Genomic DNA, 19,832 nt, shown 5'->3' with positions numbered 1-19,832 from the left:
GCCTGTAAATATAGAAAAAGTATTACCGATCTTTGTTATAAGCCAACCATCAGGGTGTCGAGTTTATTTTTCGAATTTGCCAATTGTTCATACAACTTATTAAACTCATCAGAAGCCTGACCTGCCATTTCGCTGAAAAGCTTTTCATAGTAATCGATCCCTTCCGCCAGTTGCAGCTTAGAGCCATTCAATTGCTTCATTTTTTTATCGCTAAACTGCTGCAAATGTTGTTTAACCTCTTCCTGCAGGTAATCTATATAGAGGTTAAGTTCTTTAATAAAAACGTGTGGACGGTCTATCTGCTCCAACAGGTTAATTTTTCCATAAATATGGCCGACCATTTCATCAAACGAGTATACATCATTAAAATAAGCCAGGTTAGGCCCCGGACAAATGGCTACGGCCTTATTTTCTTTAGGTTTAAGCATATCATATTTAAGATAGTTTGAAGCGCAAAGTCCTTCGCACAGACATATTTTTCCGGTAACCTCTTCAAATTGTCTCTCGTATTCTTCAGCAGTTAATCCGGCAGTTTGAAGGCTTTTGATTTTTAAATGCTGAAACTCCCGCGATGCGGTGCAGATAGCCTGTTCGGTAAATTCAGTATTGTTGCACAGGTATTTCTTGGTGCAGGGGCTTCCTGGTCTGCCCTTTTCAATACGCTCGGTACGCAGTTTCTCGATGGTGCTGTTTTTGAAATTGTTAAAACGGATTCCCAATGGTGAAGCATTACTTAAATAAAAATCCTGTTCGGTTGCACCGGTAAGTTGTATTAAAGTATGTGTATCTACATTGGTCACCTCCGGTACCAATAAAAAAGGACTTCCCCAGCCAGTGGCATCAAGCTGATAATGCTTTAACAAAAACTGATGTTCTGCCGCCGTACCGATTCCACCCTGCACCGTGATCTTTTGTTTGGGTTTCTCTTCAACCAGAGTTCCCTTTTTCACCAAAGCAAGCTGATACATTTCAAAAAGCTCCAGATACATTTCACTTCTTTTGGTTTTAAATTCCTCCAGGATCGGACCAAGCAGATACCCATCGGTAGCAAATGCATGTCCGCCACAGTTCAAGCCCGATTCGATCCTGAACTCTGATACCCATAAACCCTTTTTAGCCAGAAATTTAGCCTGGATCAAAGCCGACCTGAAATCGCTTACCTTTAAGATAATTCGTTTTTTTAAAAATTCATTCTTATCTGGAAAGAAATCTGCGAAATCGGCGATATAACTGTACAATTTGGGGTTCATTCCTGCAGAAAGTATAACAGATGCATTGAGTTTACTTTCAGCAAAACCCCGTAAAGCGGCGAGCGCATCGGTATTAATCTCACCAGTGTATTCACCATCAGCATAATTCATTTTATCTACCTTGGCCATAATGTTCACATCAATATTGCCCATACGCATGGCATTTTTTAGTATGGATTTAAAGATCTGTTTGGCTTCTCCCTCGGGATATTCCATCATCAGTTCATAGCCATGCTTTATTTTTGAAGTGTCAGGTAGTAATGCGAAGTAACGGCAGATATCACTCCCATCAGTAAAATTCTGCTGTTTTAAAGTTTTAAAATCCTGTTTGATGCAGTCGGATAAAAAGTTGAGGTATTCCGTAATCCGTCTGCTACGGCTGTTATTTTCATTTTTACCAATCGCTTCATAAGGTACCGATCTTTTTTGCGAATGATAAGCACGCATACGTTCCACCAATTCATCATCAACAATGGAAAGTACAGAAGAGATGCCATACCTGGCAACTTTTAGTGGGGTATCAATGGAGTAACCCAGTCCCAAAACTGGAATATGAAAGGAGTGTAACATGGTGATTTTTGATGTAAAACGGCAGTCCATATCCTGAAACGCCGAATGTTTCTACGGCAAAACTACCCCTATTTGATGATCGTGGTAATGACCTGGCTCAACTCAGAAAATGAGCGCCATCACTTTTTTCAGTTGACACCTACATGTCCCCTCAATGTTTTAAATAAGTTCCTCTTTTAAATGTTATCATCCATGAAACTGAATTTAAAGACTTTTACATTAATCCGAGTGTCATTTATATTATAAATCTTTTTTCCATGTTTAACAGTTTATATTTTCGTTATAGGAAAGAAAATATTATAAGACGACTAAATAATTGATCAGTCATGAAAGCAATAGGATTTAAAACCTCACTCCCGATAAACGAAAGAGAAAGTTTCATCATGTTCGAAACGCCTGTTCCGGAACCAAAAGGAAGGGATTTACTTGTCAAGATGAAAGCCATCAGCGTAAATCCGGTTGATTTCAAAATCCGCCAGAACACCGCGAAAGACACCGTACTGGAAACACCCAAGGTAATTGGCTGGGATGCTGTTGGCACAGTGGAAGCTATTGGTGAAGGTGTTACCTTTTTTAAAACTGGGGATGAAGTATATTACGCCGGAGATTTAACCCGAAGCGGCTCAAATGCCGAATATCAATTAGTTGATGAACGCATAGTTGGATTAAAACCCTCAACATTAAGCTATGCTGAAGCAGCCGCCATGCCATTAACGGCACTTACCGCCTGGGAATCACTTTATGATCGCCTCCGCATCAATGATCAAGAGGATAAGGGAAAGAGTATCCTGATTATTGGTGGTGCAGGTGGCGTTGGCTCTATCGCCATACAACTAGCAAAGAAAATAAGTGGATTAAAAGTGATTGCTACGGCCTCCAGAGCAGAAACTAAAGAATGGTGTAAGGCCATGGGTGCCGATGTGGTAGTTAATCATCAAAACCTGGTAGCAGAAGTACAGGCTGCAGGTTTTAAGGAAATAGATTTTATACTCGATTTTGTTGACCTGAACATCTATTGGGATATCCTGGCAGAGCTGATTAAACCCCAGGGACATATCGTATCGATAACTGGTTCCGCCACGCCAATTGCCCTCAATAAATTAAAAAACAAAAGCGTCACCTTCTCGTGGGAACTGATGTACACCCGTTCAATGTATCAAACCGATGATATGGAAAAGCAGCACCAAATTTTAAGTGAATTGGCAAATTTATTAGATGATGGCGTCATTAAGCCTACATTAACACAAACCTTTAATGGCTTTACGGTTGAAAATCTAAAGGAGGCACACCGCTTATTGGAAAGTGGGAAAACTATTGGTAAAGTGGTAATCGAATATTAAAAAAATCAAATAAAAAAAAGAGAGAAACTTATCTGGCTTCTCTCTTTTTAATATCGGATTTCAATTAAACCTTTGTCCTGCTTGCTGAACTTTTCTTTAACTGGGTATTAATGCGCTCCAAAACATTATAAATATCGAAAGGTTTGCTGATATAATCATCTGCGAATGCGTCAATCGCTTTTTGCTCGCTATTGTTCTGTGCAGACATAACAATAATCGGGATGTGTTTAGTGAAAATATCCGTTTTTAAATCTTCACAGATTTCTGCTCCGTTTCCATCTGGTAACATTACATCTAACAAAAAAAGATCAGGCATTGCATCCTGGATATTTTTTTTCAGCTCTGCAAAAGATGAGGAAAGCTGCAATTCAAAACCCTCTTCTTTCAACAGGATTTCAATTACGTTTCTAATCTCCTGATCGTCTTCTAAAATGTGTATTCGTTTTTTTTCCATGTTCAAATTATATGTTTGGGATGTACCGTCCGCGTGGAATGCGCTATACGATAGTAACAGTAACACCCAAACCTTCTAAATGTTTTACAATTTGTTCAGAAATTCCTTTATCGGTAATAATATGATCAATTTCTTCCAATCCGCATATCTTACCGAAGCCTCTTTTTCCAAATTTTGTAGAATCGGCCAGTACAATCGTTCTTTGCGATGCACCGATCATTTTACGGTTTAAATGTGCTTCCATGGCATTTGTAGTGGTAATGCCAAAATCCAGGTCAATGCCATCTACCCCTAAAAATAGTTTATTGAAATAAAAATCCTGCAAAACCTGCTCCGCATAAGCACCCATAACAGACGAAGAACTTTTTCTAAGTAAGCCACCCAATTGTATCACTTCTATACTGGGTTCGCGCATTAATTCGAGTGCTACGTTTAATGCAGAAGTAACCACCGTTAAATTTGTTGCGGGGGCAATGTTCTTTGCAAAATATAACACTGTGGTACCTGAAGCAATTACAATAGAATCGTTATCGTTCAGTAATGTAGCTGCAGCAATCCCGATTTTGTTCTTTTCCGCTGATTGAATTTTCTCCTTCTCGTTAACCGGACGGTCGACCGTATAGGGATTGTTTACAGTTGCGCCACCGTGTGTTCTAAACAGCAGACTCTTGTCTTCCAGTAGTTTTAAGTCCTTTCTTATTGTTACAGAAGATACTTTCAATTCCTTACACAAATCTACAACATTTATATATTGATCACGTTGCAGACGACTTAAAATAAACTGATGCCTCTCAGCCAAATTCTTCATAATAACTTAAATTAGCATGCCGCAAATTAGCAATAAAAACATTCTTTAAAATATTTTAAACAAATATTTAATAAATTTTTAACCCATGCCATATATTATTTCGATTATGATTTCTTATAATTGCGAATAGTTTCGTTTTATTATTTTTTAAACCCAATGAAGAGATTACATGCACATCATCTATCTGATCATATAAATTGGGATATTATCATCATCGGCGGAGGTGCTACAGGTTTAGGCATCGCATTAGATGCCGCAAGCCGCGGTTTTAAAACGCTATTGGTAGAACAATCTGATTTTGCAAAAGGAACATCCAGCAGGAGTACCAAACTGGTGCATGGTGGTGTCAGGTATCTTGCACAGGGCGATATCGGTTTGGTAAAACATGCTTTAAAGGAACGTGGCCTGATGCAACAAAACGCCAGGCACCTGGTCCATAAGGAAGAATTCCTGATTCCTTGCTATAATTGGTTTTCTGTTGTAAAATATTTAACCGGACTTACCCTTTATGATTGGCTAGCGGGAAAATATAGCTTCGGCAAATCTAAATTTTTCTCTAAAAAAACAACCTTAAGCGTGATGCCTGGTATTAAAGCTCAAGGATTAAAAGGGTGCATCAGGTATTATGACGGAAAGTTTGACGATGCCCGCCTGGCCGTTAACATTGCACAAACTGCTATCGAAAAGGGCGCATCGTTATTAACCTATACCAAAGTGACAGGCCTGTTGAAGAGTGCAGATAAGGTTACCGGTATCGAAACGGTGGATATGCTAACTGGCTCAACAGCAAAATACAATGGCAAAATTGTCATTAATGCAACAGGCGTATTTGTTGATGATATTCTGCAGATGAACAATCCCGCTACAAAAAAGATGGTACGGCCAAGTCAGGGTGTACACGTGGTGTTGAGCAAAAGCTTTTTAAACAGTGAATCTGCACTAATGATTCCAAAAACCGCTGATGGCCGGGTGTTATTTGCCGTTCCCTGGCATGAACATTTATTGGTAGGCACCACAGATACTCCTTTAAACCAGCATAGTTTAGAGCCCAGGGCATTAAAAGAAGAAGTAGATTTTATTCTGGCTACGGCAGCTGGCTATTTCGACCGTAAACCCAAAGCAAAAGATATCTTAAGCGTATTCTCAGGTTTACGCCCCCTGGCAGCCCCTGCCAAGGGCGATACGAATAGTACGAAGGAAATCAGCAGAGACCATAAACTTATTGTTTCTGCAAAGGGATTGATAACCATAACCGGGGGTAAATGGACTACCTATCGCCTAATGGCAGAAGAAACAGTCGATTTAGCCATTGCGCAAGCCGGTTTAAACCCAAAAGCATGTTTAACACAAAATTTAAGCATACATGGCAGCACCAGCATTAAAGAAAACAGTCATTTAGCTATATACGGAACTGACTGCAATAAAATTAAAGCCTTAATTAATGAACACCCTGGCCTTGGAAAACCATTACATCCTTCTTTTCCTTTTGTTGAAGCAGAAGTGGTTTGGTCTGCAAGGAATGAAATGGCAGAAACTGTAGAAGATATTTTAAGCAGGAGGCTGAGGGTATTAGTTATTGATGCACAGGCTGCAAAGGATATGGCGCCCAAGGTAGCCTCTCTCCTTTCCAAAGAATTATCTGCAGATGAGAAGTGGGAGGCCGATCAAATTGAATCTTTTAATCAATTAGCCGATGGTTACCTTTATCATCAATCTAACTAATAATATAAAAGGCATAATCCGCTAACCAAATTTTTAATGATGAGTAAATACGTTTTATCTATCGATCAGGGGACCACAAGCTCGAGAGCCATTATTTTTAACTACAATGGCGAAATTGTTGCAATTGCACAAAGGGAATTTACACAGCTATACCCTAAAGCTGGCTGGGTAGAACATGATCCAATGGAAATTTGGTCGACACAATTGGCTGTTGTAACAGAGGTAATTGTTAAAGCAGGCTTAACCGTAAGCGATATTGATGCTATCGGGATTACCAATCAACGGGAAACTACTGTGGTTTGGGATAAAGAAACGGGAAAACCAATTTATAATGCCATTGTATGGCAAGACAGGCGTACCTCTGCCTATTGCGATGAAATTAAGACCCGGGGACTGGCCGCGAACATACAGGAAAAAACAGGTCTGATCATTGATTCTTATTTTTCTGCAACCAAAGCCAGGTGGATCCTGCAAAATGTGGAAGGCGCACGTGAAAAGGCTGAGGCAGGAAAACTGGCTTTCGGCACCATTGATACCTGGCTAATCTGGAAATTAACAGCAGGCGAAAAGCATGTAACCGACATCACTAACGCCTCGCGAACGATGCTTTATAACATTCATACTTTAAGCTGGGATGAAGAGTTGCTTGATCTTTTTGCTATTCCAAAGGCAATGCTGCCGGAGGTAAAATCATCAAGCGAAGTTTACGGCCTAACCGCCGGGCGGATCTTAGCAGCAAAAATTCCAATTGCTGGTATAGCCGGCGATCAGCAATCGGCCTTGTTCGGACAAATGTGTACCGAACAAGGAATGGTCAAGAATACTTACGGAACAGGTTGTTTTATGTTGATGAATATCGGCCGAAAGCCTAAAATTTCTGACCACAATCTGTTAACCACGATCGCCTGGCAGATCAATGGCGAAGTGAACTATGCCTTAGAAGGCAGTATTTTTATAGGCGGTGCAGTTGTTCAGTGGCTGCGCGACGAAATGGGACTGATTTCTAAATCGGCCGATGTAGAAACTTTGGCAAAGAAAGTAAAGGATACCGACGGCGTTTATGTTGTTCCTGCTTTTGCTGGCTTAGGCGCCCCGCATTGGGATCAACATGCACGAGGCACCATCACCGGATTAACCCGCGGTACAAACAAATCGCATATTGCCAGAGCAGCATTAGAAAGTATTGCCTACCAGACAATGGATGTGTTGAAAGCGATGGAAGCAGATGCAGGCGTAAGTATTGCCGAGTTGAGAGTGGATGGTGGCGCTACCGCCAATGATTTATTAATGCAGTTTCAGGCCGATTTGCTACACTGTAAAGTAATCAGACCAGAGGTAACAGAAGTTACCGCTATTGGTGCTGCCTATCTTGCTGGTTTAGCTACCGGTTTCTGGAAAAGTATCGATCAGATCCGCTCGCAATGGAATATTAACAAAACTTTTATTGCTAAGGGAGGAATTGACAATACAGAAAGAATAAAGGGCTGGAACAAGGCTGTAAAAGCAGCAAGGGTAAGTGCAGAAAACTAATCAGGGGATTAATAAGATTTTAAATGTGATGAATGTATATCTTGCAGAATTTATGGGCACAGCACTAATGATTCTTCTGGGAAATGGTGTGGTAGCTAACGTAGTACTCAAAGGCACTAAAGGAAATGATGGTGGGTGGATGGTCATTACAACGGCCTGGGCGCTTGCTGTGTTTGTAGGTGTTGTTGTTGCCGGTCCGTACAGCGGAGCACATTTAAATCCCGCCGTAACCCTCGGACTTGCCATCGGAAAAGGTTTTAGCTGGGCCATGGTTCCATTTTACATCATGGCCCAGTTAGCCGGAGCCATGACAGGTTCTTTTCTGGTTTGGCTTTTGTATAAAGATCATTTCGATGCTACTGACGATCAGGCTTTAAAGGCTGCACCTTTCGCAACCGCTCCAGCCATCCGAAATACGCCGTCAAATCTGTTCTCGGAAATTATGGGCACTTTCGTTTTAATATTTGTGATTTTTTACTTTACGGATGCCAGCATGGGTACGAAAGAAACAGTTACGACACCTATTGGCCTAGGTTCAATTGGCGCAATCCCGGTAGCATTTCTAGTTTGGGTGATTGGCTTGGGACTAGGGGGAACAACCGGATATGCCATCAATCCGGCAAGAGATTTGGGCCCGCGGATGATTCACTTTTTGATCCCAATGAAGGGAAAAGGAAATAGTAACTGGGCATATGCCTGGATACCCATAACTGGACCAATTATCGGATCCGTTTTGGCAGCTGTAATATTTTTGCTGATTAGTCAATAGTGATTTGTTCGGAAATACTCTTTTAATGCCAGTACTGTTAGACGGCTTAGTTTCTACTCCTCTCCAAAACAACCGGATTACGCATATTTTCTTTTACGCAGCTGCCAAATAATAGTTATCTTTGAAATCACATCGCTACTATTTATCTAACCAATCAGAATTGCAAGCATACTTCCTCGTTGTCGATACCGAAACCTCAGGTCTGCCAAAAAACTGGACGGCCCCTTATTCTAAAGAAAAGAACTGGCCTTATATTGTCCAGATTGCCTGGGTTATTTACGACCAATCTTACCGCGAAATCAAGCGCGAAAATCACTACATTAAAAATACCGGCTTCACCATTGATAAGGCGGCATTAAAAATTCACCAAATTACCCCTGAATATCTACATGATCATGGCGAAAATAAAGAGCAGGTAATGATTCAGTTTTCTGAAGATATAGAAAAATATAAACCTTTGGTTATCGGGCATTTTATTGAACTTGATTATCACATGGTAAATGTTGAACTATACCGCATCGGCAAAGGAAACATTTTTAAAAACCTCTCCTTTTTCTGTACCATGAAGGCAAGCGCACCTTATATCACGAATACCGTCATCAGCCATTTAAAGCTGGATAAATTTTATACCATTTTATTCAATGAAGTACCTGAAAATATTCATAACGCTTTATCTGATACGTTAAATACCGCAAAAATTTTCTTTCACCTTTTAAAAACAGGTAAAATTAGCTTAACTTCAGTGTACCAACAGGAACATACTTTTAACATGGAGAAAGAAAAGAGAAAAGAATTTTCTTTTAAAAGAATTTTACAGGGATTTTTTAATGGAAGATAAACTATCCGATCAAATTTATACAGCCCGTATTGGAGACATTACTTTTAGAAAAATTGTGAGTTGCAGCCCTGGCACACCAATTTTTGAAGCTGCCATTAAAATGTCGGAGCAAAAAACCAGCTGTCTTTTTATTAAAAATGATCAGGATGATTACCTGGGCTTCGTAACTGATATTACGCTTAGGGATAATGTAATTGCGAAGCAACTGGACGCCAATTTGCCTATTGACGAAGTGATGGACAGCAATATTGTGACCATAACGCCTGACGCCTATGTATATGAGGCAATATTAATGATGTTCAGTAAAAAATCACGCTATCTATTGGTAAACGACAATGGAAATTTTGTTGGTTTTTTAAGCAGAAACCGCCTGTTAAGTGAGCAGGCAGAATCTCCGTTGGTTTTTATCCAATCGGTAAAATCGGCTGTAAATGCCAGTGATTTAAAATCAAAATGGCAGAAAGTACCAGGCATTGTATCTCAACTGCTCACCAGGGGTGTACATTCGAAAATTGTAAATGAGGTGGTTACCACCATTGCAGATACGATCTCTTTTAAGATTATTGAAGATGTTATTGCAAAATTGGGTCCGCCACCAGCAAAATTTGTATTTATGGTTTTGGGTAGTGAGGGCAGAAAAGAACTGAGCTTGAAAACCGATCAGGACAATGCCATCATTTATGAAGATACCGAAGAAGAAAACAGGGCGGCCGTGCGTTCTTATTTCCTCGATCTGGCCACCCAGGTTTCTGACAAGCTGAATTTTGTAGGCTTTGTATATTGTGACGGCGATTATATGGCCACCAATCCAAACTGGACCCATTCATTATCACACTGGAAATACAATTATAAAAATTGGATTGAAGAAGCTTTGCCTGAAACTGCCGTGAAATTTGCCGCTTTTTTTGATTGCAGGGCTATTTATGGCGATTTGGCCATCATGGAAAGTTTAAGGGCCTTTGTGGATGAGGAATTGCAAAAACCAATTGAAAAATTTTATGTATACCTGGCCAAAAATGCTTTATTGTATGAGCCACCCCTTACCTATTTTAAAAATATCAGAACACAGAAAATCCACAAAAAAGAGGTATTTGATATTAAAACAGCCATGACGCCAATTGTAGACCTGGCGAGGGTTTATGCCTTACAGAACAGGATTTTCCAGAAAGAAAACACCGGGGAACGTTTAAAAGCTTTAAGAGATCTGCGCGTTTTTAGCGAACAGCAATTTAATGAACTTTCCCAATCATACTATTACCTGATGGGTTTAAGGTTAAAACATCAGGCCAATCTGATCATCAATGATCAGGCTGCACCCAATAACTTTATTGAAATTGATAGTTTAACCAAAATTGAGAAGGTAACCCTAATTGAAATTTTTAAAATAATCCTCAACTTTCAGAGCGGAATCAGAATGAAGTTTACCAATAGCTTGGGTTAAGTAACTAAAGGATTGTATTTAGCAAACATCTTTTTTAACACACGTGCGTCATGCTGAATTTATTTCAGCATCTATTATGCTATTAATTTGTCACTGGAAATACCCTGAAATAAATTCAGGGTGGCGACCTCTTTTAAACAAAAAAGGTTCCGATTTGCATCGGAACCTTTTTTAAATATGATTATCGCCTGAGCGAAAATTTCTATTTTACTGCATCAATTACAGCTTTGAAAGCTTCCGGGTGATTCATTGCTAAATCAGCCAATACTTTACGGTTTAAACCGATTTCTTTTGAAGCTAGTTTACCGATTAATTGAGAGTAAGAAATACCGTGTTGACGTGCACCAGCGTTAATACGTTGGATCCACAATCCGCGGAATTCTCTTTTCTTAACTTTACGGTCACGGTATGCATATTGCAAACCTTTTTCTACTGTGTTTTTGGCAACAGTATAAACCTTACTTCTTGCTCCCCAATAACCTTTGGCTAAATTAAGGATTTTCTTTCTTCTTCTTCTCGAAGCTACTGCGTTTACCGAACGTGGCATGTTGTTGTTGTTTTTTGGTAAGCGGCGTCCATGTATGGAACTTTAATGCCTGATACCTGGTGAAATTAATGAATTACTTTCCGATGCAAAGCATACGTTTTACGTTACCTGAATCTGCGTCTGTTACAATTCCTGCATTTCCAAGGGCGCGTTTACGTTTAGTACTCATCTTGGTTAAGATGTGACTTTTGTATGCTTTGTTTCTTTTGATTTTACCTGTTCCAGTAAGCGAAAAACGCTTTTTAGCACTGGAATTGGTTTTCATTTTTGGCATAACCTGTTATTTAATTTATAAAATTGTTTTTATTTTTTTGCTACTTTAGGCGCAACTGTCAGGAACATCCTTTTACCTTCCAATTTAGGCAACAACTCTACTTTCCCTACATCTTCCAAAGCCTGGGCAAATTTCAACAATAAAATTTCTCCCTGCTCTTTATAAACAATTGCCCTACCTTTAAAATGTACGTAAGCCCTAACTTTCTCTCCATTCTCCAGAAAGCTTACTGCATGTTTCAGTTTAAACTGGAAATCGTGTTCGTTGGTATTAGGACCAAAACGAATCTCCTTAATTACAGTTTGTTTGGCATTAGCTTTAATTTCTTTTTGCTTTTTCTTTTGCTCGTAAACAAATTTACTGTAATCGATAATTCTACAAACTGGCGGTACGGCGTTTGGAGAAATCTCAACCAAATCCAATTCCAGTTCATCAGCAAGCGCCAAAGCTTTCGCCAAAGGATAAATCCCCGGTTCAACATTATCGCCAGCCAAACGCACTTCAGGCGATTTTATATACTGATTAATGTTATGCTCTGCTTCTTTTTTCTTAAAAGGCGGACGTGGTCCCCTGTTAAATCCTGGTCTTCCTAATGCCAAATTTTGTATTATTTTAATTTAAACTGTTATTTCTTTTCTTAATAAATTGTTGAACTCTTCCAACGTCATTTCGCCTAAATCGCCCTCACCATGTTTACGGACAGAAACTTTTCCTTCTGCCATCTCTTTATCGCCGATAATGAGCATGTATGGGATCTTTTTAACCTCCGCATCGCGTATTTTACGACCGATTTTCTCATCACGAAAGTCAATCAGCCCGCGAATATCGGAATTATTTAGTTCATCTAAAACTTTTTTTGCATATTCTTCATATTTTTCTGAAATAGGAAGAATGATAAACTGTTCAGGACTTAACCATAAAGGAAAATTCCCTGCACAATGTTCGATCAAAACCGCAATAAATCTTTCCAGTGAACCAAATGGTGCACGGTGGATCATGACCGGTCTGTGCTTCTGGTTATCGCTACCGGTGTACTCCAGTTCGAAACGCTCCGGTAAATTGTAATCCACCTGGATAGTACCCAACTGCCACTTTCTGCCCAAAGCATCTTTCACCATAAAGTCAAGCTTAGGGCCATAAAAAGCCGCTTCGCCGTATTCTACTACGGTATTCAGGCCTTTTTCTGCGGCGGCTTCGATAATCGCAGTTTCTGATAATTTCCAGTTTTCATCAGAACCGATGTACTTGGCTTTGTTCTCCGAATCTCTTAACGAAACCTGTGCAGTATAGTTTTCAAAACCCAACGATTTAAATACATAAAGTACTAGATCGATCACTTTTTTAAACTCATCTTTAACTTGCTCCGGCATACAAAACAAATGCGCATCGTCTTGGGTAAAGCCACGTACGCGGGTTAAGCCGTGTAATTCGCCACTTTGCTCGTAACGGTATACCGTACCAAATTCTGCAAAACGAACCGGAAGATCTTTGTAAGAACGCGGTTTGGTTTTATAAATCTCACAGTGGTGCGGGCAGTTCATTGGTTTTAAGAAGAACTCCTCTCCTTCCTGCGGCGTTTTAATCGGCTGGAAAGAATCTTTACCGTATTTTTCCCAGTGACCAGAAGTTACATATAAGTTTTTATGCCCGATATGTGGTGTTACTACCTGCTCGTAGCCCGCTTTAGCTTGTGCTTTAGTTAAAAAGTTCACCAGGCGCTCACGCAAAGCAGTTCCTTTAGGCAGCCACAAAGGCAGGCCCATTCCTACTTTTTCTGAGAAAGCAAACAATTCCAACTCTTTACCTAACTTACGGTGATCACGTTTTTTTGCTTCCTCAATCATTAAAAGATACTCGGTAAGCTCGCTCGCTTTAGGAAAAGTTACCCCATAAATACGGGTTAACTGTTTTTTAGTTTCATCACCACGCCAGTAAGCCCCAGCCACATTCATCAGTTTAACGGCCTTTACAAAACCCGTATTTGGAATATGTGGACCGCGGCATAAATCAGTAAACGAACCCTGGGTATAAAAAGTAATTTTACCATCCTCCAGGCCATCAATTAAATCTAATTTATACTCATCGCCTTTTTCGGTGAAATATTTTACTGCATCAGCTTTGCTTACACTCTCGCGAACAAAAGTCTCCTTTTGTTTAGCCAGTTCGATCATTTTGGTTTCAATGGCTTTGAAATCATCTGACGAGAATTCACGGTCTCCAAAATCTACATCGTAATAAAAACCGGTTTCTATCGCCGGACCAATACCAAATTTGGTACCTGGATAAAGCGCTTCTAAGGCTTCGGCCATCAAGTGGGCAGATGAATGCCAAAAAGTGGATTTGCCGGCTGCATCGTTCCAGGTTAATAGTTTTACTGTAGAATCAGACTCGATCGGCCTGGTCGAATCCCAAACTTCGCCATTAACCTCAGCGGCTAATACGTTTCGGGCCAGGCCCTCAGAAATTGATAATGCAATTTGATGGGCAGAAGTGCCCTTTTCGTACTCACGGACAGAACCGTCAGGTAAAGTAATGTTAATCATCTACAACTATGATTTAATTTTTAAATAAAAAAGTTTTAAAGATCACTTACAATGTGATTTTATTTCATGCAAAGATACGATTTTTATACCTTAATTGATAGAAAACTTAAATTCTACTTCGGTTGCAGGCCAACTTCATTCAGATATGTTTTTTGAATCTCCAATACCCGGTCAGGGTAAGTATTCAGTTTTTCATACTTCAACATCAGTTGCCCGTGTAGTTTTTTCCTTTCGTCAACGGTTTTTGAGTTTAACATTTGTTTTGCTGTTTCTCCGTAATCGGTTATGGCTTCAAGGTAGGCTACAACCTCATCGTTAAATTTTTTAGCTTCTTTACCCGGTTTCAAATCTGCTATATCTGCAAGTTCCATTTTTGAATTGTTCACCAGGTTATCCGCTTTGTTTGCCAAGAAAATTGAATCAGTAAAACCTTTTGAGTAAATCTTCGAAGTATCTTTAAAAGCACTATCTGCTTCATCAACCTGTCTCATCTGGCTTAGAAAAACAGAAGTTACTTTTTCGTTGTAGGCATAGTCACTGGTTGACGATGTGCAACTGAACAGCAATAGTAAGGATAGCAAAAACAAAGCGGTTTTCAGAGATTTCATAAACGGTTAATTTAATTTTTTTAATGAGTCCTATTTTTCATCCTACACCATGGTTTTATGGATCTTAGTCCCTGGTTTGTGTCTCTACAAACCGTCTACAATACTATGTCAAAAATTTAGCCTTCAAATATTTACGCAGTGGAATATCTATAAACTTCATGATAAGATAAGCCAAAATAACTAAAAGTATTACAGAAATGGGAATAACGCCCCACAAAGTACCCATACTTGGCTTAACCACGGCCACGTAAGTTAAAAACACCCATACAAATGGGTAATGTGTCATATATAATGGATAGGAAATTTCACCTGAAAGTTTACAGATATTTTTTGAAGTCGGGCTTACCGCTGTACCTGCGCCCAAAGCCACCAAAAACGGGAAATATAATACCACGATGATGGGTTCCGTAATCCAGTTGTAAGCATCTGCATAAGGAAACAGGAAAGCGGCCAGTAAAAGTACAACCATAGCGGTGAAGCCAAATTTATTTTTAATGATCCAATTGAACCGATAGACCAGCATTCCGGCGGTGAATGAGTAAAGTACCCTCGCCCCGCCATCCCAAAAATTTTGTCCGCCCCAGCCGCCGCCTAAATTGCCATTGGGCACCTTCACACCTATATAAACAAGGCATGCTGCTCCAGCTAATGCCAGAACAATCAACACTTTTTTATTCAGTTTGTAAAGTATCAGGATGTAAAAAATATTGGCAGTGTATTCCCAAAACAGCGACCAAGCCGGGGCATTTAAGCAGAACAGGTTGGTATAGCGCTCGGGCATTAATGGATAAGGAACCAGAAATACCGAAGCTAAAAACAAGAACAAGGTTTTCCCGAAACCGTAAACTGGATAAAAATCGCTGAAAGGATCAAATAAAAAGGTGAGCAGTCCCAAAACTGAACCGATCACAACCATGGGATGCAAGCGGATCAGCCTCACTTTAACAAACTGTAACCAACCAATATACGGTGCACGGTTATCATAAGCATAAGCAATTACAAAACCCGATAAACAGAAAAAGAAATCGACAGCCAGAAAACCATGCGACAGAAAATTCTTGTTATAATCGGTAATGGCAATTTCCATAAAATGATAAATTACCACCACAATGGCTGCTACACCTCTTAATCCATCTAAAACTTCAAAATGTTGTTTAGTTTTAAGTAAGTTGTTTCTATTTTCTGCTGTGATCACTTTGGTTAGGCTTATATCTGAACCCAATGATATGAAATATGTCTGCATTACAATTAATCGCTTCGAAAATGATACAAAAAAAGCCCGGAAGCTATAAATTCCGGGCCTTGCTTAAGTTACAATGATTTTATTTTAATTCATTCCGAATGCTCTTACCTGACCACCACCTGGCCTGTTTTGCCTAAAACGCTTCATCATATTCTCCATCTTGGCTTTATACTCCTCAGCAGTAATCAATTTTGCTTTCTTAGGAGCAGTAACGTCTTTGGTACTAACGTTCCTATATTCAATGCTTTTGGCTATGGAGCTGTTTCCTCTACCCTCAATAGCCAGTACTGCACCTTCTGTCCACATGTTCGGATTAGGAGAAAAATCAAAACCTAAATCGTTGGTGTACCAGATTTTGGTCTCTTCCACCACATTTTTATCCATATCTAAAATTTTGATCACCCTGGTCGATCTTACAATGGCCTGGTGACAGGTAAAACCTAGTATCTGTTTGGTTGAATCAGTTTTAACCACTTCAATTTTTGGAGCCTGAGCCATTTTTGCTCTCGTAGTATCATTTGGGTTGCCACCACCCGTTCTGAAAGAAGAAATTGGACCCGAAGTAGATAGGGTTAACTTGCCCGGCATATAGTAAGTGGTATCGTTCAGGTCGAATACTTCTGTTAGGCTCTTATCAGCAAAATTGTAATAATATTCCCGGTTGCCGCCGCCACCACCAAAGCGCATCATCATCCGGCCCATTCCGCCGCCACCGCCACCTGCACCGTTACTATCTTCCGTTTCTTCAACAGGCATATAACTGGCATTGGTTGCCGTGAATAATAGTTCAAAATTGGTTTTGCTTGATGAAGGCATCCTCGCTTTCATCTGATCGGTTAACTGAATGCCATTGGCTGAAGCCATAGCTAAAGGATCTATGGTGTTTTCAAACTGTATAGCTCCAGAAGTTTTTTTCTTTTGTGCATTCGCCACAGATACAATTGATAAAAACCCAAGTAAAGCAACGGTTATTTTTTTCATGATGATTTTGTTTTGTAGCTTAGATAGCAAAGCATAGAAAAGGTTTAACAAAGATATTTTAGATTATAATAGAAAACGTATTAACTTGTTAGAATTGATACCTGGATGACCTGATTCAGCTGTCAAATGGCAGATGTAATTTAATTTTTACAATTGTTTTTTGAAAAGCAAATGCAGTAGTTCTTCGGTTGGGTTAGTCCTGCCCTCTGCTTAATCCCGATAAAACAAAACCTTTAATTTAAAATTGATCTTCCAATCGGGATAACGCTGGCGGTCAGGTTTATTTTGCAAAAACTGTAATTCTTTTTTACCGGAAAACGCTGCAGGCGCAATTTCGCTTTAACGTGAATTTATTTCAACGCCGATGTTTTCCCGGTCTGTGCCCTAATTGACCGAAATCTTCGATCAAGGCCCTGAGATAAAGTGGTCATTAATCATCTGAAATAAGCTAAACGAGTACTTTAATGAATTAAGCGCATCTTATAATTTGTTTTACACAAACTTTTATGAATGCTTCGGCTTAACGGCGAAAAATAAAATCCTGACCTCAAATCCAAATTTTTCTGTTGAATAAGATCCATCGGCTGCTGAGCCGCCGGTCAGTGATTGCGATTTGAAACGCCTTCCTCGGTCTGTGTCTCTGCAGACCGAAATTTTGGTTTTAACGATGATGGTCTGTGAGGACACAGACCATGGAGACGATCAAACCTCGCAGTTTTTAAAACCTTCGAGGTTTAAGTTAATATTCTGTACTCTCTAACCAGCCATTACAAAGCACATCGGCAATATGCATGGTTTTGATTGGCAGGTTATTTTTATCAATATAACCTTGTAGGTGTAAAAGACAGGAAAGGTCGGTAGAAATGATATAATCGGCCTGTTGCGTTAATGCATGATTTACTTTTTGCTCGGCCATGGCCGATGAGATGGCGTCAAATTTAACTGCGAATGTTCCGCCAAAGCCACAGCACATATCGGTGTCTTCCATTTCGATCATTTCCAAACCATGTACTTTTGAAAGCAAATGACGGGGTTCATCTTTAATTTTACACTCGCGCAAAGCACTGCAAGAATCATGATATACCGCTTTTCCTTCCAGCTCAGCCCCGAAATAATCTTTTTTGGCCACCTTAACCAGAAAATCGGATAATTCCCAGATGTTGGATTGCAGGCTTCTGCATTTATTGTGCACAATGGTATTTGTAAATAGGTCGTTGTAACCGTTTTTAACCATTCCCACACAGGATGCAGAGGGAGCTACGATATAAGTAGTTTCAGAAAAATCGTTCAAGAATTTAGTACCCACCTGTTTGGCTTCATCCCAATAACCTGCGTTGTAGGCTGGTTGACCGCAACAGGTCTGCTTTGAATTATAGGTGACCTCACAGCCCGATTTTTCCAGTAATCTTAAGGTATTAAAGGCAGTCTCCGGATATAGCTGATCTACAAAACAGGGTACAAATAATTCTACTTTCATCATATTCTTTATAGCTGCAAACTTACAATTTAAACGAAGCTTTGTGTTCGTTTTTTCTTAAAAGTATTAGAAGAACCAATCCAACGATAAAAAATGATGCCAAAGCAATAATAGAATAACGAATATTTCCGGTTAAATCTTCAATATAGGCAAAGCTGAAAAGACCAATTACAATCGCCAGTTTTTCGGTTACATCGTAAAAGCTAAAAAATGAGGTCGTATCTTTTGTATCAACAGGAAGATATTTAGAATAAGTAGAGCGCGATAAGGACTGGATTCCGCCCATAATTAGTCCAACAATTGCTGCCAATGAATAAAACTGATATTCGTTTGTAATATAGTAACCGTAAATACAGCAACCTATCCATACCAAAACAACCATAATCAGTACGTTTATATTACCTATCTTTCTTGCAAAAAACGACATCAGCATTGCTCCCGGAATAGCGACCAATTGAATAATCAATATTACCGCAATCAGTTTCGCAGTACCCAATTTTAATGTTTTCTCGGCAAAACCCGCCGCTGCAAGCATAATGGTCTGTACGCCCATAGAATAGAAAAAGTAGGAAACTAAAAACCCTTTTAAAATCCTCATTTGCTTTAACTGCGACCAAACTTTAGATAATTCGCTGAAGCCATCTCTAAAAATATTGGTTTTTACTTTATCATGCTGAGGAATTCCGTTTGGCAGTACGTTAAAAGGGATTTGTGAAAATCCGATCCACCATAACCCAACCAGTAAAAAAGATAACCTCGGGGGGAATGAGGCATCAGTAATGCCAAACCATTCGGGCTTTAACACAAATAGAAAACAGATGAGTTGAAGTAGCACCGAACCGATATACCCATACGAGAAACCCTGTGCACTTACACGGTCCTGATGTTCTTCTGTTGCGATCTCGGGCAAATAGGAATTACTAAACAATACACCGCCAATATAACCCATTGCTGCCAGTGCAAATAAGATGATACTCATTTCGAGTGTGTCTAATTTGAAGAAATATAAACCGATGCATGCCACCCCGCCCATATAGGTGAAGAATTTCATGAACGATTTTTTATTGCCTCTTCTATCCGCTATCGACGAAAGTATGGGCAGAACAAAAGCCATCACCAGATACGCAAACGATAGGGCATAATTGGAAAGCGAGGTATTTACAAAAGTTCTGCCAAAAAAATCTACTTTATCACCATGTTCTTTAGTGGTGGTGATAATGGTGTAATAAGCAGGAAAAATGGTAGAAGTGATGACCAGATTATAGGCAGAGTTTGCCCAATCGAAAAATGCCCACGAACGGATGGTTTTCTTATTGTTTTTTGTTATCATTTGTTTTTTTCGCTTCGCGGAAGATTATAATGATGTTTTTTGTAAGGATTAAATAGTTTATTACAAAACTAATATTTTATTGCTAACTTGATAGGCATTTTTCTCCC

At 39.5% G+C, this 19,832-nt stretch carries 18 protein-coding genes; 6 read left to right on the top strand and 12 right to left on the bottom strand.

Annotated elements, in window-relative coordinates; genetic code table 11:
* Nucleotides 1-35: 35 nt before the first annotated feature.
* Nucleotides 36-1,820: a hypothetical protein gene (locus tag QZ738_RS12780; RefSeq protein ID WP_293788110.1), complete on the bottom strand. Its 1,785-nt coding sequence runs from the start codon at nucleotides 1,818-1,820 to the stop codon at nucleotides 36-38.
* A gap of 326 nt (nucleotides 1,821-2,146) precedes the next feature.
* Between QZ738_RS12780 and QZ738_RS12775 the strand changes: the two genes are divergently transcribed.
* Nucleotides 2,147-3,160, top strand: coding sequence for a zinc-binding alcohol dehydrogenase family protein (locus QZ738_RS12775; protein WP_293788108.1), 1,014 nt, complete (start codon nucleotides 2,147-2,149; stop codon nucleotides 3,158-3,160).
* Between the two features lie 64 nt (nucleotides 3,161-3,224).
* On the opposite strand, the gene QZ738_RS12770 is transcribed toward QZ738_RS12775, so the two are convergent.
* Together QZ738_RS12770 and QZ738_RS12765 are read right to left on the bottom strand one after the other, a co-directional pair.
* The gene (locus QZ738_RS12770; RefSeq protein ID WP_293788106.1) at nucleotides 3,225-3,614 is read right to left on the bottom strand and encodes a response regulator transcription factor; all 390 of its coding nucleotides are present in this window, start codon (nucleotides 3,612-3,614) and stop codon (nucleotides 3,225-3,227) included.
* A gap of 43 nt (nucleotides 3,615-3,657) precedes the next feature.
* Nucleotides 3,658-4,422, bottom strand: a complete 765-nt coding sequence (locus tag QZ738_RS12765) for a DeoR/GlpR family DNA-binding transcription regulator (RefSeq protein ID WP_293788104.1) — start codon at nucleotides 4,420-4,422, stop codon at nucleotides 3,658-3,660.
* 156 nt (nucleotides 4,423-4,578) lie between these two features.
* Between QZ738_RS12765 and QZ738_RS12760 the strand changes: the two genes are divergently transcribed.
* From QZ738_RS12760 to QZ738_RS12740, 5 genes are all read left to right on the top strand, one after another.
* On the top strand, nucleotides 4,579-6,144 hold the full coding sequence (locus QZ738_RS12760) for a glycerol-3-phosphate dehydrogenase/oxidase (protein WP_293788102.1): 1,566 nt from the start codon (nucleotides 4,579-4,581) through the stop codon (nucleotides 6,142-6,144).
* 39 nt (nucleotides 6,145-6,183) lie between these two features.
* The gene (gene glpK / locus QZ738_RS12755) at nucleotides 6,184-7,674 is read left to right on the top strand and encodes a glycerol kinase GlpK (protein WP_293788233.1); all 1,491 of its coding nucleotides are present in this window, start codon (nucleotides 6,184-6,186) and stop codon (nucleotides 7,672-7,674) included.
* Between the two features lie 28 nt (nucleotides 7,675-7,702).
* Entirely contained in the window at nucleotides 7,703-8,443 is a 741-nt protein-coding gene (locus QZ738_RS12750) for an MIP/aquaporin family protein (RefSeq protein ID WP_293788100.1), read from the top strand.
* A 160-nt stretch (nucleotides 8,444-8,603) separates the two neighbouring features.
* Nucleotides 8,604-9,281 carry a 3'-5' exonuclease gene (locus QZ738_RS12745; protein ID WP_293788098.1) on the top strand — a complete coding sequence of 226 codons (678 nt, stop codon included), beginning with the start codon at nucleotides 8,604-8,606 and terminating at the stop codon, nucleotides 9,279-9,281.
* Nucleotides 9,271-10,722, top strand: coding sequence for a DUF294 nucleotidyltransferase-like domain-containing protein (locus QZ738_RS12740; RefSeq protein WP_293788096.1), 1,452 nt, complete (start codon nucleotides 9,271-9,273; stop codon nucleotides 10,720-10,722). Before QZ738_RS12745 ends, QZ738_RS12740 begins: the two co-directional genes overlap by 11 nt.
* A gap of 202 nt (nucleotides 10,723-10,924) precedes the next feature.
* On the opposite strand, the gene rplT is transcribed toward QZ738_RS12740, so the two are convergent.
* The 9 genes from rplT to QZ738_RS12695 all read right to left on the bottom strand — a co-directional run bounded on the left by rplT (nucleotide 10,925) and on the right by QZ738_RS12695 (nucleotide 19,725).
* The gene (gene rplT / locus QZ738_RS12735) at nucleotides 10,925-11,269 is read right to left on the bottom strand and encodes a 50S ribosomal protein L20 (RefSeq protein WP_025144714.1); all 345 of its coding nucleotides are present in this window, start codon (nucleotides 11,267-11,269) and stop codon (nucleotides 10,925-10,927) included.
* Between the two features lie 73 nt (nucleotides 11,270-11,342).
* On the bottom strand, nucleotides 11,343-11,543 hold the full coding sequence (gene rpmI, locus QZ738_RS12730; RefSeq protein WP_010600880.1) for a 50S ribosomal protein L35: 201 nt from the start codon (nucleotides 11,541-11,543) through the stop codon (nucleotides 11,343-11,345).
* 29 nt (nucleotides 11,544-11,572) lie between these two features.
* A complete protein-coding gene (gene infC, locus QZ738_RS12725) occupies nucleotides 11,573-12,142 on the bottom strand; it encodes a translation initiation factor IF-3 (RefSeq protein WP_293788094.1) in 570 nt (189 codons plus the stop codon).
* An 18-nt stretch (nucleotides 12,143-12,160) separates the two neighbouring features.
* Entirely contained in the window at nucleotides 12,161-14,086 is a 1,926-nt protein-coding gene (thrS, locus tag QZ738_RS12720; protein WP_293788092.1) for a threonine--tRNA ligase, read from the bottom strand.
* A 113-nt stretch (nucleotides 14,087-14,199) separates the two neighbouring features.
* Nucleotides 14,200-14,694 carry a hypothetical protein gene (locus QZ738_RS12715; protein ID WP_293788090.1) on the bottom strand — a complete coding sequence of 165 codons (495 nt, stop codon included), beginning with the start codon at nucleotides 14,692-14,694 and terminating at the stop codon, nucleotides 14,200-14,202.
* A 103-nt stretch (nucleotides 14,695-14,797) separates the two neighbouring features.
* The gene (locus QZ738_RS12710) at nucleotides 14,798-15,937 is read right to left on the bottom strand and encodes an acyltransferase (RefSeq protein ID WP_293788088.1); all 1,140 of its coding nucleotides are present in this window, start codon (nucleotides 15,935-15,937) and stop codon (nucleotides 14,798-14,800) included.
* Nucleotides 15,938-16,021: 84 nt separating this feature from the next.
* Entirely contained in the window at nucleotides 16,022-16,918 is an 897-nt protein-coding gene (locus QZ738_RS12705; RefSeq protein ID WP_293788086.1) for a hypothetical protein, read from the bottom strand.
* 739 nt (nucleotides 16,919-17,657) lie between these two features.
* Nucleotides 17,658-18,395, bottom strand: a complete 738-nt coding sequence (locus QZ738_RS12700) for a (Fe-S)-binding protein (protein ID WP_293788232.1) — start codon at nucleotides 18,393-18,395, stop codon at nucleotides 17,658-17,660.
* Nucleotides 18,396-18,417: 22 nt separating this feature from the next.
* Nucleotides 18,418-19,725, bottom strand: coding sequence for an MFS transporter (locus QZ738_RS12695; protein WP_293788084.1), 1,308 nt, complete (start codon nucleotides 19,723-19,725; stop codon nucleotides 18,418-18,420).
* Nucleotides 19,726-19,832 lie beyond the last annotated feature (107 nt).

It is taken from the genome of uncultured Pedobacter sp. (assembly GCF_913776295.1).
Lineage (GTDB): Bacteria > Bacteroidota > Bacteroidia > Sphingobacteriales > Sphingobacteriaceae > Pedobacter.
Note: the sequence above shows the minus strand (reverse complement) of the source record. Positions and strands in the feature narration are given on the sequence as shown.

What these genes read in the sequence shown, in the direction of transcription:
- thrS (WP_293788092.1), bottom strand. Translation starts at nt 14,086, where the DNA reads ATGATTAACATTACTTTACCTGACGGTTCTGTCCGTGAGTACGAAAAG.
- QZ738_RS12765 (WP_293788104.1), bottom strand. Translation starts at nt 4,422, where the DNA reads ATGAAGAATTTGGCTGAGAGGCATCAGTTTATTTTAAGTCGTCTGCAA.
- rpmI (WP_010600880.1), bottom strand. Translation starts at nt 11,543, where the DNA reads ATGCCAAAAATGAAAACCAATTCCAGTGCTAAAAAGCGTTTTTCGCTT.
- QZ738_RS12715 (WP_293788090.1), bottom strand. Translation starts at nt 14,694, where the DNA reads ATGAAATCTCTGAAAACCGCTTTGTTTTTGCTATCCTTACTATTGCTG.
- QZ738_RS12710 (WP_293788088.1), bottom strand. Translation starts at nt 15,937, where the DNA reads ATGCAGACATATTTCATATCATTGGGTTCAGATATAAGCCTAACCAAA.
- QZ738_RS12775 (WP_293788108.1), top strand. Translation starts at nt 2,147, where the DNA reads ATGAAAGCAATAGGATTTAAAACCTCACTCCCGATAAACGAAAGAGAA.
- QZ738_RS12760 (WP_293788102.1), top strand. Translation starts at nt 4,579, where the DNA reads ATGAAGAGATTACATGCACATCATCTATCTGATCATATAAATTGGGAT.
- QZ738_RS12750 (WP_293788100.1), top strand. Translation starts at nt 7,703, where the DNA reads ATGAATGTATATCTTGCAGAATTTATGGGCACAGCACTAATGATTCTT.
- QZ738_RS12770 (WP_293788106.1), bottom strand. Translation starts at nt 3,614, where the DNA reads ATGGAAAAAAAACGAATACACATTTTAGAAGACGATCAGGAGATTAGA.
- rplT (WP_025144714.1), bottom strand. Translation starts at nt 11,269, where the DNA reads ATGCCACGTTCGGTAAACGCAGTAGCTTCGAGAAGAAGAAGAAAGAAA.
- glpK (WP_293788233.1), top strand. Translation starts at nt 6,184, where the DNA reads ATGAGTAAATACGTTTTATCTATCGATCAGGGGACCACAAGCTCGAGA.
- QZ738_RS12705 (WP_293788086.1), bottom strand. Translation starts at nt 16,918, where the DNA reads ATGAAAAAAATAACCGTTGCTTTACTTGGGTTTTTATCAATTGTATCT.
- QZ738_RS12740 (WP_293788096.1), top strand. Translation starts at nt 9,271, where the DNA reads ATGGAAGATAAACTATCCGATCAAATTTATACAGCCCGTATTGGAGAC.
- QZ738_RS12695 (WP_293788084.1), bottom strand. Translation starts at nt 19,725, where the DNA reads ATGATAACAAAAAACAATAAGAAAACCATCCGTTCGTGGGCATTTTTC.
- QZ738_RS12700 (WP_293788232.1), bottom strand. Translation starts at nt 18,395, where the DNA reads ATGAAAGTAGAATTATTTGTACCCTGTTTTGTAGATCAGCTATATCCG.
- QZ738_RS12780 (WP_293788110.1), bottom strand. Translation starts at nt 1,820, where the DNA reads ATGTTACACTCCTTTCATATTCCAGTTTTGGGACTGGGTTACTCCATT.